Origin of the sequence: Providencia sp. PROV024, from assembly GCF_032709665.1 — a bacterium.
GTDB classification, from domain to species: Bacteria; Pseudomonadota; Gammaproteobacteria; order Enterobacterales; family Enterobacteriaceae; genus Providencia; species Providencia huashanensis.
In genome coordinates this window covers 1,478,249-1,497,104 of sequence record NZ_CP120545.1, presented here as the reverse complement: position 1 = coordinate 1,497,104, position 18,856 = coordinate 1,478,249, and the positions used below count along the sequence as shown (strand labels likewise).

Below are 18,856 nucleotides of genomic sequence, written 5' to 3'. Positions count from 1 at the left end.
GTCTCCTTTTCTGCACATAGCATCCGCTACCTGCAATTAAAATCAGTAGAGGTATTATACCAATTCATCAACTTTGTGAAATAAGCAGGTTCTGATGATTGTCAGAAAATAAGAGAATATTGATTAAATTAAGTTATTGTTGGGCTGGTACTGAACAAACATATCAGCCCAACAAAAGTATTAACTTAGGCGAGCAAGCTGCTCGAAGTAATCTGGAAACGTTTTGGCAGTGCAACCTGGGTCTAAAATAGTGACAGGAGTATCTGATAACGCCACTAATGAAAAACACATAGCAATACGATGGTCATTGTAAGTTTCAATTTCTGCGTGTTGTAGTTTTTTGGGTGGAACAACACGGATATAATCATGCCCCTCTTCTACTTCAGCGCCAACTTTTCGTAGCTCAGTGGCCATCGCGTATAACCTGTCAGTTTCTTTTACACGCCAGTTATAAATATTACGAATAACTGTTTCGCCTTCAGCGAATAACGCGACAGTCCCTATTGTCATTGCTGCATCAGGGATTTCATTCATATCCATGTCAATACCGCTCAAAGTACCACGTTGACACTCAACGTAGTCATCACCCCAGCGAATCGTCGCGCCCATTTTCTCCAACACGTTGGCAAACTTAGTATCACCTTGCAAACTATTACGGCCAATACCAGTGACACGTACAATACCACCTTTAATAGCAGCAGCGGCTAAAAAGTAAGAAGCCGAAGAAGCGTCACCTTCCACTAAATATTCACCAGGTGATTGATATTGTTGCTGGCCTTTAATTACAAATTGTTGATATTGATGATTTTCAACAATAACACCAAAAGTTTTCATTAATGCTAGCGTTATATCAATATAAGGTTTAGAGACTAACTCACCAATAATGGTAATAGTCGTATCTTGCTCTGCACGAGGAGCCGCCATTAATAATGCCGTTAAAAATTGGCTAGAAACCGAACCATCGACTGAAATTTTGCCACCGACAAAACCGCCTTTTAAACGAATCGGCGGATAATTTTCTTGTTCTAAATAATCAATAACTGCCCCGCCTTCCCTCAAAGCATCCACTAAGTGCCCAATGGGACGCTCTTTCATGCGGGGTTCTCCGGTCAGAATAATATTATTGTGGCTCAATGATAATGCCGCTGCCAGCGGGCGCATTGCTGTCCCTGCATTACCTAAAAATATTTCTAGTTCATCCGAATGGGATAAGTTACCGCCTAGACCTTCCACGCAACACCGTGTTTTATCATCCGATAATTGGTAACTAACCCCTAATTGGCTTAATGCATTCAGCATATGGCGAATATCATCACTGTCTAATAAATTAGTCAGTACGGTCGTCCCTTTAGCCATCGCAGCAAGTAACAGTGCACGGTTTGAGACACTTTTAGACCCTGGCAAATTAATTGTGCCATTAATTGAAGAAATTGGTTGTAATGTCAGGGATTGCATAAAAGGTGTTTTCTCCAGTGAAATTGCAAGTAAAATCAACCGAGCCCTATTTTCTTTTTAGTTAGCTACAAGAGGGCTCGATTATTAGCTGAACATCCTATCAGCCAGTTTATACTCGTCATTTTTCAGGTTGCATGCGTGTTGGCTATTTTCGTTTATCACCGACATGCAACCCAAATTATGTAGAGCTTAATAAAGAGTGTTATGCGTTATGGCGTTCAAAATCTGCCATAAAATCAACCAAAGCCTGTACACCAGCTAATGGCATAGCATTATAAATGGAGGCTCGCATTCCGCCTGCCACTTTATGACCTTTCAGTGAAAGCAGGCCTTGTTCTTTCGCTTCTTCGATAAATTTGGCATCCAATGCAGGGTTTTGCATTTGGAATGGCACATTCATCCAAGAGCGGTTTTCTACTGCCACACGGTTTATATAAAACTGGCTATCATCAATAGCATTGTAGAGTAATTGTGATTTTTCATAATTACGCTTCGCCATTTCTTGTAAGCCACCTTGTTCTTTCAACCACTTAAAGACCATACCTGATAGGTACCATGCAAATGTTGGCGGTGTGTTGAACATGGAATCATGTTTTGCTAGTAATGTATAATCAAACACTGATGGCGTCTGTGGAGAGGCTTTGCCCAGTAGGTCTTCACGAATAATGACAATTGTTAACCCAGCAGGCCCAATATTTTTTTGTGCACCCGCATAGATTATGCCAAAACGGCTGACATCAATCGGTTTTGATAAAATAGAAGATGAGTAATCAGCAACAATAATTTTGTCTTTCGGGAAATCAGGTTCTTCGTGGAGGGCTAAACCGCCAATCGTTTCATTAGGGCAATAATGGACATAAGCAGCATCGTCACTTAAAGGCCATTCACTCATTGGTTTTAGGCTCACAACGCCATCTTTTTCTTCAGCAATCTGAATGACGTTAGGTTTACAGTATTTCGCTGCTTCTTTCGCAGCAGATTCTGACCAATAACCACTGACAATGTAATCAGCCGTCGTTTTGCCACCTAATAAGTTCATCGGGATAGTAGCAAAGTGGGCACGGGCACCGCCATGACAAAATAGAATTTTATAATTACTTGGCACATTTAATAAATCACGTAAATTTTGCTCAGCTTCTTTTGCAACTTCAACAAATTCTTTTCCGCGATGACTCACTTCCATCACTGAAACACCTAGACCTTGCCAATTACAAAATTCTTGTTCAGCACGACGCATGACTTCGACAGGCAGCATCGCTGGACCTGCACTGAAATTATAAACCTGACTCATTGACCTCACCCTATCTTCAATAATTATGATTAATAAAACTCACTCAGATGCTTCAAGTTGTACCACTCCACGCCTTTAGCTGCAACGCTTATTGTGAATTGATAGTAAAAAGTAATAGGGGAATTTTGGGTAAAATAAACAAAAGAATTTTGTTAATCTCGTCACATTATCGACAACCATAATTTTATGAAGAGATTAACAATAAATAAGGAATAATATCCCGAATCATCTTGTCGATTTTGTCTTCGGGATATTTATTGAAATGAATTTTTTATTTATAAAAAGCGGAATTAACTAATTACTTTACTAACGATCTCGATAGCTTCTTTTTCAATAAGGCGTAGATGTTCTTCGCCACGGAAACTTTCACAATAAATTTTGTATGCTTCTTCTGTCCCTGATGGCCTTGCTGCAAACCAACCGTAATCGGTCATAATTTTTAAGCCACCTATCGAGGCGCCATTACCAGGTGCTGCGGTTAAGCGCTGTGTAATTTTATCACCCGCTAGCGTATCTGCGGCTACCATTTCTGGAGATAATTTACTTAACTTAGCTTTTTCTTCGTGAGTCGCTTTCGCTTGGATACGGTTGTAAATCGGTGCACCAAATTTTTTCGCGAGGTTATTATAGCGTTGCTGAGGGTTTTCACCGGTAACTGCTGTAATTTCTGCGGCTAATAAACAAAGAATGATACCATCTTTATCCGTTGACCAAGGTGTACCATCAAATTTCAGGAACGATGCCCCAGCACTTTCTTCCCCACCAAAACCGAGTTGACCACTAAATAAACCATCAACAAACCATTTAAAACCAACCGGTACTTCTACCAATTCACGACCAATATCACTGACAACTCGGTCAATCATCGCACTAGAAACCAGCGTTTTACCGACAGCAACATCTTTCCCCCACAGAGGCCGATGCTGGAATAAATAGTCAATCGCAACAGCAAGGTAGTGATTTGGGTTCATTAACCCATCAGGGGTGACAATACCATGGCGGTCGTAATCAGGATCATTTGCAAACGCCAAATCAAACCGTTTTTTCATCCCTAATAACCCTGCCATAGCCCAACTTGATGAGCAATCCATACGGATAACGCCATCATGGTCAAGTGGCATAAAACGGAAAGTTTGGTCTAGTTGATCATTTACGATTTCAATATTTAATTGATAATGCTCAGCAATTTTTTTCCAATATTCGATACCTGAGCCACCTAGTGGGTCAACACCGATTTTTAGCCCTGATTTGGCGATGGCCTCCATATCAACAACTTCGCCCAGTGCTAATACGTATGGCATAATTAAATCTTGCTGAATAACATATTCACTTGCGATCGCAGCATCAAAACTTAGGCGCTTAACCCCCTCGAGGTTATTTACCAGTATTTGATTAGCATTTTTCTCAATAACCGAAGTTAAATCTGTATCCGCAGGCCCGCCATTTGCTGGATTATATTTAATACCACCATCTTCAGGTGGATTATGGGAAGGCGTGATCACAATGCCATCAGCAATATTTTGGTGTGACTGATTGTAACTTAAGATTGCATGGGAGATGGCTGGAGTTGGTGTGAAACCATTGTTCTCCTGAACAATTACATGAACTTGATTGGCTGCTAGCACCTCAACCACAGTAATAAATGCCGCTTCAGATAAAGCATGTGTATCTTTACCCACAAAGCAAGGGCCTGTTACCCCTTGTGTTTTGCGCAAATCAGCAATAGCTTGTGCAATTGCCAATATGTGATTTTCATTAAAATTTTTACGTAATGAGCTACCACGATGCCCAGACGTACCAAATTTAACCGCCTGAGAAGCGTCCCCTGCTTGCGGCTGCTGAGTATAATATTGAGCGGTTAATTGAGCGACATTGATCAAGTCACTTTGAAACGGAAGCTGCCCTGCACGTTCATGTATTGTCACTGGTTTTCTCCCAAAGCACTGATGCTTTGCTTTTCACATCAGTGATATTTCAGTTTTAAATGGTATTACTCACTTTTTCAATCACATTCGCAGGGAACTGCATTTCCTGCATGATGGCATCAACCATACTACGTTTGCGATTAGTATTTGTGTTCGTGATCACCCAATAAGGGGTCCCCGGAATATGACGAGGCTTAGACTGTTTACCCGCAGCAAGCAACGTTTGCTCATCGCCGGCAAAATAAATACGAGTTCGACCATGCATTAATTCTGTAGCGCTCGCAAAGCGCTTAGCATCTAAACTGTATAATGTGGACAGAATTAACATAAACCGGTCAATTGCTTTGCTTTTTTCTGCATAAGCATCGGATAACAATAATTCCCTAACAACCCTAACTGGGTTTTGTGCAACAGCAGGTGTACTCATCGCCAGTTCAGTTTTAGTTACTGGTTGTGCCTGACCGACTTCTTTTACTTGTACTGGCTGCCCGGACTTGAAATTTAACATACGGCGCAAGATATCCGATGCACTTTCACCGATATGCTGTGTATGGCTCGCAATATAGCGGTAAAGCTCTTCATCAACTTCTATCGTTTTCATTTTTTCCCAGTACTTTATTTTAACTAAAATTTGCGGTGTGATTATAAGACAGATTTAAAAAAAACAAAACAATTAAAATTTCAATAACTTAAAGTAAACACTCCTTTAAGTTTAAAGATAATTCAGTATGTTATCATACCATTACTTTACTCATTTCATCACAGTGACCAAGTTCAATTTTCTTAAATTCTTTGCATAAAAGCATTCTATTAACCCAATTATTGAATTGTTCACCCTCCGAAGAAGATTATTTGACTATTTGGATTTTATCCCTAGCCATGCCATGATAAAGCTACTTGTATCACTGATAAATTGATAAAACAAATATGACTGTGTTACTCAACCATACTATTCATAAACCTGAAAATCCAATCTCTAATAACCCTGTTGTATTAATTCATGGGCTATTCGGTGACCTGCATAACTTAGGCGTGTTAGGCCGTGATTTACAACAATATTTTGATACTATTCAAATTGATGTTCGCAATCATGGTGATTCATTTCGTGACGACCAGATGAGTTATCAACAAATGGCGCAAGATGTGATTAACCTTATAAAGTCATTAGGTTATAAAAATGCCATTTTAATTGGTCACTCCATGGGGGGGAAAATAGCAATGGCAGCAACGGCTTTAGCCCCTGATTTTATCACTCAGGTAGTTGCTATTGATATCGCCCCTGTCGCTTATCAAGTTCGCCGCCATGATAAAATCTTTGCAGCTCTGGATGCAGTTACTGCGGAGCAAGCTAAAACTCGTCAAGAAGCGACAACCATTATGCGTCACCATATCAATGAAGATGGCGTTATCCAATTTCTCCTAAAATCTTTTAAGCAAGGTGAATGGAAGTTCAATTTGCCCGCACTAAAAACGAATTATGAGAAAATTATTGGTTGGGAAACCGTCCCTGCATGGAATAAGCCTGTATTATTAATTCCTGGGGGAAATTCACCTTATGTACAAGCCGAATATTCCGATGAAATCGCTCAACAATTTCCTAAGGCCAAAGCTTGGGTTGTTGCGGATACTGGTCATTGGGTACATGCCGAAAAACCGGATCATGTGTTAAGAGCAATCCACCGTTTTTTGGCTATTCCAAAATAATAAATCATCATGAACGAGATATTGAAGATGAACTTTCATTCTCAATATCTCTAATAAGGTTTATTTTTTAATTATTTTTTTTCAAACTAAACAATAAGACTAACTTCAATACACAGATAATTGTAATCACTGTATTATCCAAATTTAAAAGCCCCTTCTTCATCGACAATGTTAAATTGATTTTTTCAATATGCATTTATGTTTATGCATATAATAAAACCAAGGGAATGATTAATACAGAAAATGGAAACCGCCAAATCACAATCAACATTATATTTTATTAGTGTTATCGCCAAGTTGTCAGGGCAAATAAACCCTAAAGAACTTGAGGAAACGCTAAAGCAGTCTATTAATTATAATGAAAAACTCAAAATCATTAAAAAAAAGTATCATATTAACTGCAAGAATAAGCATCAAAAAAATAAAGATATCGCCAAAATAGTCTGTCCGGCTATTTTATATAACACCCAGGGCGAGGCCTTCTTATTAGCTAATCGCAATCAAGAACAAGTCTTAGTACAACAAATGGGTAACCTCCCCCCTGAGATTTGGAGCATTGAAGAGCTACAACAACGATGGAATGGTGATTGGTTGCATGTAAACCTGAAGCAAGGGCAATTTGATATATCTTGGTTTCAAGCAGAGTTTATGAAATATAAATCTATTATTTTATGGGTTTTGTTTTTTTCATTTATCTTACAAATATTAGCTTTGGTTTCTCCTATTGTTATGCAAGTTATTATGGATAAAGTATTAATTCATAATAGTTTAGTGACATTAGATGTGCTAATTTTCGGTTTAATTGTTGCTGCATTTATTGAAGTTATACTAAAAGGGTTACGTGAATACGTTTATCATCATACGGTTAATCGAATAGACATGACATTGGGTTTAAAATTAGTTAATCATTTACTACGGTTACCTATTCCCTTTTTCAAAAACCGTCAAATAGGTGCAATTGTTACCCGTGTAAAAGAATTAGAAACTATTCGCGAATTTTTAACGAGCAGCTTCTTTACATTATGTGTTGATGTATTATTTTTATTTGTATTTATTTTCGTGATGAATTTAATATCAACCACTCTAACATTAATCTTTCTATGCTCTATTCCTTTTTACCTTTTATTAGCTTGGTGGTTAACACCTAAAATTGAAGCCGCCGCTCAACAGCAATTTACTAACATCGCAATTAATACCTCTTTTCTTACCGAAAGCATCAATGGTATTGAAACAGCCAAAAGCTTATCGGTAGAACCTAATTTTACTCGCCGATGGGATGGTCAAACATCCGATATGAGCCATACTAATTTTGTATCAGGGCAAATAAGCTCACGCTCTGAACACTTAGTCATGGCTATTGAAAAAATCACCAGTGCTATCGTTTTATGGGTTGGGGCATCTGAGGTATTAGCTTTACAAATGACTATTGGCCAATTTATCGCGTTTCATATGATGGTCAGTCATGCCAATCAACCTTTAGTCAAACTCGTAAAATTATGGGGGGACTATATTCGTACAGGTGTTGCTATTGAAAAGCTATCGCAAATTATTAATCTCCCCGTTGAACAATCCAGGCAAGAAAACAAGCAGTCAATTCAAGGGAATCTATTTATAAAAGATGTCTCATTCCGCTATCAACCCAATATGCCTTATATCCTTAAAAACTTTAACTTAAATATTAAAGCAGGGGAAACCATTGGCGTTGTCGGTACTTCAGGCTCAGGGAAAAGTACTCTAGCTCGGTTACTGTTACGGCTTTATACCCCTGAAAGCGGCGCCATTTATGTTGATAACATGCCTTTGTCGGCAATTAATCTACATTCACTAAGGCAACAAATAGGTATTGTATTACAAGAAAACTTTTTATTTAGCCAATCTGTTTTTCACAATATTGCCCAAACGGCCCCCAATGCTTCGATGGATGACGTCGTTCATGCAGCGAAGATGGCCGGTGCTCATGACTTTATTTTAAAATTACCTATGGGATATGACACCGTACTGGCTGAAGGGGGGACGTCTCTTTCCGGCGGTCAACGACAACGTATTGCCATTGCACGTACCTTACTTGCTAACCCTAAAGTCATTATTTTTGATGAAGCCACCAGCGCTTTAGATGATGAATCCCAAGCTGTTATTCAAGAGAACATGCATGTTATTGCAAAAGGAAGGACAGTTATTACCATCGCCCATCGCTTATCAACCATTCGCCACCATCAACGAATTATTGTCATGCAACGTGGAGAAATTATAGAACAAGGCAGCCACCAGCAGCTTATTGAACAAGGTAATTTCTATAAACATTTATGGACCCTGCAACAATCCTTAAAACCGGACATGGACGTAAAATGAAACATCGATTAAAACAAAACCGCTATAACAGTTTTTTGCCTTCCCATTTGGCAATTTTAAAAACCCCCCCTTCCTATTTGGCCTTGTGGGTGGCAATATCAATTAGTTTTGGTATTTTCATTGCCGTTGCTTGGTCATTTTTTGGTAAACTAGATATTCAGGCAACTACCCAAGGTAAATTGATTGTTTCTGGGCGTACACAATTAATTCAAGCGTTTGAATTAAGTCGCTTAGAACACATTCATGTTGCAGATGGGCAAACCGTCAAACAAGGTGATCCATTACTTACGGTTAATGTGCTAGGCGTCGACCAAGATATTCTTAGCTTAAATTATCAACATAATTTCCAAATTGCCGAAACTCTCATTCATCAAGCTCTGTTATTGCAACAACCGATTGATCAATTACCTCAATTTCATCAATTAACTGAAGCTGAGCAAAAAAGTGCCCTCTCTAGTTACCAAACTCAACAAATAGAGTTTGACTCTCTCATTAATGAAATTAGTAATGAAATTCAATTAAATATTGTCAATCAGCAAGCTAGGAAAAATGAGTTAAACACGATTAACGCGCTAATCAATAATATAAAGCAACGACTTGATGCTCATCATTCATTAACGCAGAAACAGTTAATCAGCCAGAAAGAATTTTTAGAACAAGAACGAGAGCTACTTATCGCTAAAAAAGAGAAAGTTACCAAGCTCTCTGAATTATCCATTCTTGTCAGTCAGCACCATGCCTTAACTGAAAAACAAAGTAGGATAAAGGCACAGAAAAACCAAGAATGGGATGAAAAATATAAGCAAGCGGCTTTTAAACAAGCCTCCTTAGAACAAGAACTATTAAAAAATCATGAAAGAAATCAATTAGAAATCATCCGAGCTCCTGTTGATGGTACTGTTCAACAATTAGCCACTCATACTTTAGGGGGAGTACTACAACCCGCTCAGCAATTAATGGTTATAGTGCCTAATAACCATGTTCAATTAGCTGAAATTAAAATTTTAAATAAAGATATTGGCTTCATTCATGAAGGTTTAAAAGCCGAAGTCAAAGTCGATGCCTTTCCTTACACCCGTTATGGCACCATTGACGGTGAGGTTCTCTCTATTTCACGGGATAGCACGCAAGATGAAAACCTTGGCTTAGTGTTCTTAGGTCAAATAGGCCTTAATAAAAAACAACTGTTAGTTGATGGTGAACAGATTGAGCTCACTCCTGGGTTATCTATCGTGGCCGAAATAAAAACCGATAAGCGCCGAATTATTGATTACCTACTTAGCCCTATCAATGAATATACCTCGAATGCAATGAGAGAAAAATAATCGATGGAACAGATAAACAACCATGGCTTGGATGCCTTAGTTTGGGTGGCTAATTATTACCAAAAGAATGTTTCGACAGACCAACTCAGGCATTCAATTGGTATGCAAACTCTTTCGCCTACAGAGTGGGAGATCAGAGAATGTGCCAATACACTAGGCTACGAAACAGAACTCATTGCTATACCATATACACAGTTAGCAACCATCCCCCTTCCCGCGTTAATCTATACGCAAGGGTCATGGCAAATCTTGCAACAAGAAAAAGACCTCGTACTCATCAACCCTGTAAACAACGAAATCAAGTTAATTCAGGCTGATGATTTTAATAATGAAGCTGAAATCGATATTTTATTGCTTAAAGAGCAACAAGAGCCAGAGCAAAAAAGAGCTTTTGGGTTTAGCTGGTTTGTTCCTTCTATTTTGCGTCAACATGTTAAATTACGAAATATCTTTATTCTATCAGCCATTATTCAGCTTTTCGCCTTAGTTAGCCCTCTACTATTTCAAAACCTTGTAGACAAAGTTTTAGTGGGGCGAAGTTTATCCAACTTACATGTTATTGCATTGGCAATCTTCGCTATTGCCGTTGCTGAGCCAATATACGGTTTTATTCGCAATAAAATTTTTAGTCATACCAGTAGCCAAATCAGCGCCGAATTATCAGGGAAAATCTATCGGCATTTAATGGCGCTCCCCTTAAATTATTTCAAATTAAGGCCAACAGGGAAAATCATCGCAAGGATACGTGAGCTAGCGCATATACGGCAATTTCTGACTGGCTCAACTTTGATGCTATTTATTGACTTCATTTTTGTGATCCTCTTTATTGCGGTTCTATTTTCCTATAGCAGCCTAATGTCATGGATTTTACTCGGTTCGATGGGGGTTTTCTTCATTTTATGGATGATACTTGGGCCAATTATTCGTCAGCAAACTGAAAAGTCTTATCAAGCAGATGAAAATGGGCTCACGTTTCTTACCGAAACCATTACAGGAATTGAAACGGTAAAAACTACAGCAACTGAAAAATATTTTAATCAACGATGGAAAAAATATTCAGTAAACAACTGAGACAAAGCTTTAAAGTCTCAATGCGCAGTGAAGTAGCCTCTCAGTTAATGACATTAGTGAGTAAAATTACAACTGCAATTATCTTGTGGGTTGGGGTCAAAGAAGTTTTAAACGGTGGAATATCGCCTGGGGAACTCGTCGCCTTTAATATGCTAAGTGCCCATGTTACTCAGCCCGTGCTAAGGTTTGCACAAGTTTGGCAAGATTTTCAACACACTATAATTTCACTTCGCCGTGTTGGGGATATACTCGATAAACCAGTTGAAAATGAACGCAAAGGCATTGCGAGCACTGCCAGCATTCAAGGGAAAATTGAGTTTCAAAATATTCGTTTTCGTTATCAACCTGATATGCCAGAGGTTCTCAATAACCTGTCGCTATCCGTTAAAGCAGGGGAATTTATTGGGATAACAGGCCCTTCCGGGTCAGGGAAAAGTACTCTGACAAAATTATTGCAGCGTCTTTATGTACCACAACATGGTCAAGTTATTGTCGATGGCATGGATTTAGCTGTAGCAGATACGGTTTCATTACGCCGCCGTATGAGTGTTGTTCTGCAAGAAAGTATGCTATTCGTCGGCTCTATTGCAGATAATATTCGCTTAAGTGCCCCGCAAGCTTCGGATGAAAAAGTTATTCATGCTGCAAAATTAGCAGGCGCTTATGATTTCATAATGGAGCTACCTGACACGTTTAATTCCCCCTTATCAGAAAAAGGCCTTAACCTATCAGGTGGGCAACGTCAAAGAATAGCTCTGGCACGTGCTTTACTAACAGAACCAGATATTTTGATATTAGATGAAGCAACTTCGGCATTGGATTACGAGTCACAGGATGTGCAAATATTGATTAATGATTTATAGCTAGCAAAGCCGCACTACAAGCCAGCCAGCATTTTTGCGATTTGCTAATTTTTGAATATATTTAATGATTCTCCTCTATTTTGTGACACAATTTCGTCACAGTCACTTCTTCGCCTGCTTTCAACATAATTCCGACTAATATTGATATAGCATGTCCTCTAGTTCACATATCATACAGCCTCACAATCGGAGGTCACATGAGCAACACTCAGCTACTTTTACTTGCACTAAATTGCATCAACGAAAACAGAGAGCCATCTCACACTGAGCTATCAAAAATTTACGTTTTTTATAGAACTGAGATAGATTACAAAGGTATTTCAATTGACGAGTTTATGCTTAATCAGAATTGGCAACTCGTTGATGAGCGTAAAGTTCAGAAAGTGATGAACTTTATTGAGATGTATCTTCATTTGTCATCAGAAAAGGCTAAATATAGGAAACATGTCGAACAAAACTCTTGGTGAATTTATTAAGCATTTACGTATATCACAAAATATATCAACATCAGAAATAGCAAAGAATCTCACGATTTCCGAGGTCGAGTATATAAAGTGTGAAAACGGTGAAATATCTCTCTATGTAGATGATTTGAAAATCATTGCTGATACGCTATCAGTTGAAGCGTCAGCTTTGATAGAAAAATATATTGATTAGGCCTCGTTTTGGTCTTCTTGCTCTGCACTTTCCGCCTCTTCCGCAACATGTTTAGCTTCTTCTTGCGCTAATCGCTCTGCTTCTAGCTTAGCGAGTCTCTCAGCTTCAGCTTGCTTTTGATTGTAGATAGAGTTACTTGGCATTTGCACACGAATATCAATCCAGTGGCCATTAGGAATATCGCAAGGCGTGTAGCTTTCCAGTTCATTGCCGTTTTCGTCCATAAACTCAGGGTAAGCAATCAAGCGATTTAAAACTACTGGTGGCGGTAAATCAGCATGTTTTCTATAGTGGGTCTCTAGAATGATATCCCCATCCGCAAGGACTTTATAATCAGCCCAAACAAGTTCAAGGCCATTAATCCCCTTCGGTATGACAATACCACCGTTAAATCCACCCCAGCTGGCATCAGAGTTCATGCCTAATACACCTTTGAGCTTATATCGACCAACACCCAGTTTTTCGAGTGTTACGCCCTCACTTTCATCATTGGTTTCAATATGGTCAGCAAATACTTTAACAATTGGTGATGCAGCTCTTAAGTTACCTTGGGCGTCTTTAGTTGTGTTACCCGTGTGATAAACGTCATATTGGCTTTCAACATCATTTTCTATGATAGTCAAGCGTAACGTTTTCATTCGCGCCGCTAAAATCATTCCATGAGTTTTTGCCGTATTAAACGAAGACATACCAAAATACACTGTTGATGGTGATGTTTCACTAAAGCCGGGTGAAGTAAAAAAGCCGTTATATCGTAGAGTGCGAATATCAACACTAGTTGAAGTGCCAAGTCCATAATCACCAACTAACATTAATTTAGCTGTACTCCCTGGTGCTGGCCTCGGGATTTCGAGCTTTCCACCCCATGAACCACCAACGGTGTTGTACTGGAGAAATGCCAATGAATCATCACTATTAGCTGTAGATGGGTATAAATTTAATCGATTATTGAATCCATCGCGCAATACTGTGACAGATGGAAGCACTAGCGCGCCAGTTAAAGTCCCGCCTTTTTTATCAACCTTCCCATCTAGCAGCCTATCCCTTTCTTTCTCTGTTCTGAGTTGCATTTCAGTGCCGTCAGGTAACACTACTTTAATCACACCGGATTCGGTCATAAGTCGGTTCAATATCATCATCAGTTGGTAGCTTTCAGTAACCATCGCTGTTGCTTTGTTAACGCCATCTGATACCGAGCCAATCATTGTGATTGAAATAACGTATTTCACATCTGTTAGAGCTACTGGAACCGGAAAGCTCAACGTCATTTGTGTATCGCTTTCCACCGAGCGAATGCTGTTTTGATATATCGTATTGCCCGACTGGATAAGAATAATTTGCCCCACAGAGACTTTCGTCACGCTGTTTTTCCACAGCGTGTTTTTACCTGTGATTTTCGGGTCGTTTGCTTTTGTTGATATAGTGCCAATTTCATAAATCATGGTGTTTCCTTGAATTTTGGACGTAAAAAACCGCAATTAAGCGGCTTATTTGTGATTGAGTTTTTAGAAGCTAAAAGTAATCATTAAAATCGATGCAATATGAACTGGAATACACGACTTGGTTATACATATAGTTGGCGTAACTCGGGTAAAAATCGATGGTCCACATCCGGTTTGCGATTAGCTTGTTATTTTCAACTCTAAACCCAGATAAATAACAGTTAACGTTTACCCTTTCATTTTCTAACCATGTATTGGGCATATCCATGCTGAACATCGGTTTTTCAAATGAGCTTGTGGCGACATTTCCACTCATTTTGACAGTGTGCCCATTATTAAAAAATGGAATGTAGTCTGAGTTGAAAACCACTTTGCCTTGCTTGTTCCAAATCGTTAATCCATCGGCGGGTTGTAGATTTAATCCGTACGAAAAAACGACGACATACACCCAGCCCGCCCCCCAAGATATAATCCGGTTGTTAGGCCGGTCATAGCGAAGTACTTGGCTTGTGTTTTCTTGTCGCAGGAAAACTAATGCAGAACTACGATTGGGTATATCGTTCGGTAAGCTCCAGTACCCTCGATTGTTATTGACGTCGATATAAATTTTCTTACGATAAACACAATAGGCCACTTCATTTTCTTGGGTGACACTTCGAAAGTTATCAATTGCTGAAGATGCCCCCGCATTCAAAAATAAACCATAAGTATCAGGTGGATTATCTTTTAGCGTGCCGTATAAGAAAAAATGCGATTCTCCATCACTTCCCGGCAACCAACCATCGGGGCCACCGAACTCATCATAATAGCAGTGGAAAGTATCCCCTGAAGTCCAATAACTACCGACCCTAACCATTTGTACCGAACCATAAGCCAGAAAATGGCAAAGCGCTGAGGGAATAATCACCACGTTATACCGAGAGAGCCCGGGCACATTAACGGACTTGTTTCGTTGGTCACGATTTGGGTACCTTGGATGAGTTGTGATTTTAGTAATAAAAGTGAGAGGGTAATTATCTTTTGTTAATTCAATAGATTTCCCGCCGTCTTTTGGGTTAATAAATAACCCCATATCACTCATGGTCTCCTCCCAACTTTAACCGCCCATCGCCCTGACTGGTCATAAATCATCAGCCCGGTTGCATCTAAAATGACACGCCCAGCATCGCCGCTCACTTTAAAATCGCCGTAAACTTCCAATTTATTAAACTCTGCGCTACCTGTTTCCGCGTCAAGCCTATAGCCTGATTTACCTTTTTCATATTTCTTAGAGCGAATTTCCATACCGATCAGTAATTTTTCAATGTAGGCTTTATTGATAAAAGCTTCATTCATAAACACTTGACCATTTTCAACAAAGAAAACAGGTTCTAGCTTTCCACTCGACGGATTGAAAATACCAAATGTATCAGCGCTAAAGCCTATTTGAGTGCTTACCTGACCATTTTTAATGCTGGCCCCTATTAGCATTTTGGCATCATAATATTGGCCGTTGTACATCACCGCAGTTTTAAACGAAATAACAGAAGAAGCATTACCTTGATAGTCCACCTCCGTTTTTGCCATTTTCTCAATCGCTGCTTGAGTCTCTCCGTATTGTGAATTAAGCCGCTCAATAGACTGTGCAAACGTTAACTGATTATTAGCAACCGTCTTATCCAGTCGAGTGATTGAGGATTGAATTTTTAACTGCTCAACCGCTTGATTGCCATATTCCGCTGTCAGTTGCATCCCCATTTCTGCTAATGAACTTTCAGCATTTGCAATTGTGCGTGACAATTGATTAATTAGCGCTTCATTATCATTAAATCGGGATTCTGCTGTTTCAATGTGCTTCGTCTGTGTCTCATCGATTTTAGCAATCGCCTCAGACTGATCCGTAATACGTGCATCAATTGGTCCTAGTTTGTCATCAACTTGTTTAATCTCAGCTTTGACCTGTGAAATATCTTTCGCTGTTGACTCCTCAAGTGTTGATAATGACTCTTGCACTTTTAGAACAGCAGATGAGGTTTGCTCGTAGTCTGTTTTAACTTGCTGCTGCCAGCGTGCTAGTGCCTCCTGATCTGATACTCTCACTTGTTCAAGTCGGAATATTTCAGATTTACGTGTACCCTCTTCTTTAAATAAGCGCCATGAGACTTGATTTAACATCATTGTGTTGTTAAGTGTCGCTTCGGCTGCTTGCTCAAGTTGTAGTTGAACATTTCCTTGGTTGAAGTCGATTTGCTTTTGTAACTCTTGCCCGGCTTCAGAGGTAAGGAAGTTATCACCGACTGCTTCCAGAATACCCTCAACATCGGTTGACGATTCACCTAAAACAATATTTGCCCACTCTGACTGATTCCCTGTTTTATCGACCAAACGTGCACGAAAATAGAAGCGGACCCCTGCTTTAAGACCAGACATGCGATAAGATTTAAGCGGGTAAGGCACATCTGCAAGCAACTGCATAGAATCAGCCGTATTTTCGGATGAATACTGCAACTCAGTTTTTAGCGTGTCGCTTGTATTTGCATCAAAGCCCCAATCCAAGGTAATGCCCCAAACCTCTGAGGTCGCACGTAGGTTAAGTGGCTTCGGTGGGTTACCTTCTTTGCCGTTTAGCTGGGTTTCTTCCGCACTGGTCCACACACTGGAAATTTCAGACGCATTAATTGCACGCACACGAACTTGATAACGTCCTGCATAAATTCCATTAACTTCAAAGCCAAGTGTCGATGTGCGTGGAGCATTTATCCAGTTACCATTGTCACGGCGCCATTCAGCTTCATACGCAATAGCGCTATCCGCTGACTCCCAATCAACACGCAATGTGGTGAATGCAATGCCTTGGTCCACTTGAGAATATGACGAAATACGCACGTTTTTAGGCGCTGGCTGCACATTGGGCGGAATAACTGTAATTGGCCTCTCATCAATACGCGCACCTGAGTCAATATGGTCATAATTGTCAGGGGTATGAATGGTACCGTTAATGGTGTATGTATTATCACCATTATCGCTGATGTTAATGACCCGATACAACTGGATCGCTAAGTCGTCAGAGTCCACCACCCACACGGCTTCTTTTTGGGGCACTTGTGAATATTCAACAGAAACCGTCACCACCTTTTTATTTACTGCTGTAACTGTTCGCCCCTCAGAACCACCATTGGGTAAGTTTACAATTAAGCGATCACCGGCTTTAATTGAGGTCGTTCTATCGAGGGTGATTTTACGCCCCTCTACTAATGAAATACGGCCCCCTGTATTTCGACCCGCAAGAGATGAATCAGCCACTGCAATAATATGACCAGGAGAAGGTATTGCTCCCTCTAAGCCTGTCGCAAAAGAAATCATTCGGTCATTGGCATTGGTTAATAACGCCCAGCGTCCACGACGATTAGCTTCACTTCGACGGGTACACCCAATAGCCGATAACTCCAATTTGCGAACACCATAGCGCCGCTGAAGCTTTAAGTCCGCAATAGGCTCAACATCATCATTGCTGTGGTTATCGATATTCGTAAACGAAACTAAGGCTTGAGTATAGCGATTCTGAATACTGCCACCGGAATAGGATGGTTTACCCCCCACGATATTGGCATTGGTGAACGTACGAAAAATCGTGGACGGCATATCGGCGATAGCATTCACTTTATTATCCGACCAGCAAGTCATACCACGGAAAATAGCCGCAACATCCCGTAATACGGTATACGCGGTCTCTTGTGATTGGATATACACATCACACAAGAAACGAGGCTCTTTACCATCACCACCATGCCCATCAGGGACTAGTTCGTCACAATATTGTGCGATTTTGTATAAATCCCACTTTTCAATTTGTGAAGCTTTAATGCGGTCACCACAGCCGTAACGGTTATTGAGAACCAAGTCATAAAACACCCATGCTGGATTATTCGTTGCAGCTAATTTAAAGGTGCCATCCCATACCCCTGAATAGGTCCGGTTAATTGGGTCATAATTCGTTGGCACCTTGACCAGTATTCCCCCTTTCGGGCGCACGCTGATTTTAGGGATACGGTTATTAAATTGACGGGCATTGAATGTGATAAAGAGAAGTGCGGTGTTGGGATAACGCAGCTTTGCATCAATGACCTCAGTTATGGCAGCAATTGTTACTTTATCGGCAATACGCGCAGTATTCTGATTCTTAGTGAGCCGCCGAACACGCAATTGCCAGCCTGTTGTGGCTTTGGGTAAATCGACACGATGAGTGCGCTGGTATTCGCTTGTTGTTTTTCCATCGAATGCAGACTTAACTAGCTCTTTATACCCTGCTCCATCAGTAGATAAATCAATGGCATAATCAATGCGGTAGCCTGTCGTATCACCGTTATCATGTTGACGCATTAATTGTGGTACCGACAAGCGAACACGAACAGCAGATAGCTGAGTATTGTTGATTGTCCTAACATATGGCTGGTCGTCTTTCAGTTCCATGCCAACAGCAATGTCATTATCTACAGACGGAATGCCTTGAATGTATTCTTGTTGCTCACTGCCAGACCTAAACTCTAACGTTACACCTTCAAAGTTTTTTGTACCATCTGGATTACCAATCGGTGTATCGTCTAAAAAAACTCTGGTATCATCCAGCCCGCCAGCTATTTCACCCTCTGAAACAGCTAATAAAATTTTTGCGGTAGACTCTGACAGCAAACTGTCTTTTGATTCTACTGGTGTATGTCCACCACCACCGCCGCCTTTCGCACCGTATATCGCTTCCATATTTCGCCCATAAAAAAAGCTGCTTAATTGCAGCTAA

11 protein-coding genes and 1 pseudogene are annotated in these 18,856 nt (G+C 40.1%); 5 read left to right on the top strand and 7 right to left on the bottom strand.

Annotated features, from left to right (window positions below; all coding sequences use genetic code 11):
- Positions 1 to 180: 180 nt before the first annotated feature.
- The 4 genes from aroA to seqA form a co-directional block, all read right to left on the bottom strand.
- The gene (gene aroA / locus P3L56_RS06935) at positions 181 to 1,455 is read right to left on the bottom strand and encodes a 3-phosphoshikimate 1-carboxyvinyltransferase (RefSeq protein WP_042846477.1); all 1,275 of its coding nucleotides are present in this window, start codon (positions 1,453 to 1,455) and stop codon (positions 181 to 183) included.
- 202 nt (positions 1,456 to 1,657) lie between these two features.
- Positions 1,658 to 2,746, bottom strand: a complete 1,089-nt coding sequence (gene serC / locus P3L56_RS06930; RefSeq protein WP_042846478.1) for a 3-phosphoserine/phosphohydroxythreonine transaminase — start codon at positions 2,744 to 2,746, stop codon at positions 1,658 to 1,660.
- Positions 2,747 to 3,036: 290 nt separating this feature from the next.
- Positions 3,037 to 4,671: a phosphoglucomutase (alpha-D-glucose-1,6-bisphosphate-dependent) gene (gene pgm, locus P3L56_RS06925; protein WP_042846479.1), complete on the bottom strand. Its 1,635-nt coding sequence runs from the start codon at positions 4,669 to 4,671 to the stop codon at positions 3,037 to 3,039.
- A 55-nt stretch (positions 4,672 to 4,726) separates the two neighbouring features.
- Entirely contained in the window at positions 4,727 to 5,272 is a 546-nt protein-coding gene (gene seqA / locus P3L56_RS06920; protein WP_042846480.1) for a replication initiation negative regulator SeqA, read from the bottom strand.
- 326 nt (positions 5,273 to 5,598) lie between these two features.
- On the opposite strand from seqA, the gene ybfF reads away from it, so the two are divergent.
- The 5 genes and pseudogenes from ybfF to P3L56_RS06895 all read left to right on the top strand — a co-directional run bounded on the left by ybfF (position 5,599) and on the right by P3L56_RS06895 (position 12,450).
- A complete protein-coding gene (gene ybfF, locus P3L56_RS06915; protein WP_042846481.1) occupies positions 5,599 to 6,375 on the top strand; it encodes an esterase in 777 nt (258 codons plus the stop codon).
- 243 nt (positions 6,376 to 6,618) lie between these two features.
- A complete protein-coding gene (locus P3L56_RS06910) occupies positions 6,619 to 8,724 on the top strand; it encodes a peptidase domain-containing ABC transporter (protein WP_131681061.1) in 2,106 nt (701 codons plus the stop codon).
- Positions 8,721 to 10,049, top strand: coding sequence for an HlyD family type I secretion periplasmic adaptor subunit (locus tag P3L56_RS06905; protein WP_048606591.1), 1,329 nt, complete (start codon positions 8,721 to 8,723; stop codon positions 10,047 to 10,049). The genes P3L56_RS06910 and P3L56_RS06905 overlap by 4 nt, the downstream gene beginning before the upstream one ends.
- A gap of 3 nt (positions 10,050 to 10,052) precedes the next feature.
- Positions 10,053 to 11,983, top strand: a pseudogene (locus P3L56_RS06900) (type I secretion system permease/ATPase).
- A gap of 197 nt (positions 11,984 to 12,180) precedes the next feature.
- Positions 12,181 to 12,450 (top strand): hypothetical protein, encoded by a 270-nt coding sequence (locus P3L56_RS06895; RefSeq protein WP_272686114.1) that lies wholly within the window; start codon positions 12,181 to 12,183, stop codon positions 12,448 to 12,450.
- A gap of 186 nt (positions 12,451 to 12,636) precedes the next feature.
- Here P3L56_RS06895 and P3L56_RS06890 read toward each other — a convergent pair whose 3' ends face one another.
- The 3 genes from P3L56_RS06890 to P3L56_RS06880 all read right to left on the bottom strand — a co-directional run bounded on the left by P3L56_RS06890 (position 12,637) and on the right by P3L56_RS06880 (position 18,819).
- Positions 12,637 to 14,082 (bottom strand): hypothetical protein, encoded by a 1,446-nt coding sequence (locus P3L56_RS06890; protein ID WP_272686115.1) that lies wholly within the window; start codon positions 14,080 to 14,082, stop codon positions 12,637 to 12,639.
- A 70-nt stretch (positions 14,083 to 14,152) separates the two neighbouring features.
- Entirely contained in the window at positions 14,153 to 15,163 is a 1,011-nt protein-coding gene (locus P3L56_RS06885; protein WP_206226896.1) for a DUF6453 family protein, read from the bottom strand.
- Positions 15,160 to 18,819, bottom strand: a complete 3,660-nt coding sequence (locus P3L56_RS06880; RefSeq protein ID WP_272686116.1) for a DUF1983 domain-containing protein — start codon at positions 18,817 to 18,819, stop codon at positions 15,160 to 15,162. The genes P3L56_RS06885 and P3L56_RS06880 overlap by 4 nt, the downstream gene beginning before the upstream one ends.
- Positions 18,820 to 18,856 lie beyond the last annotated feature (37 nt).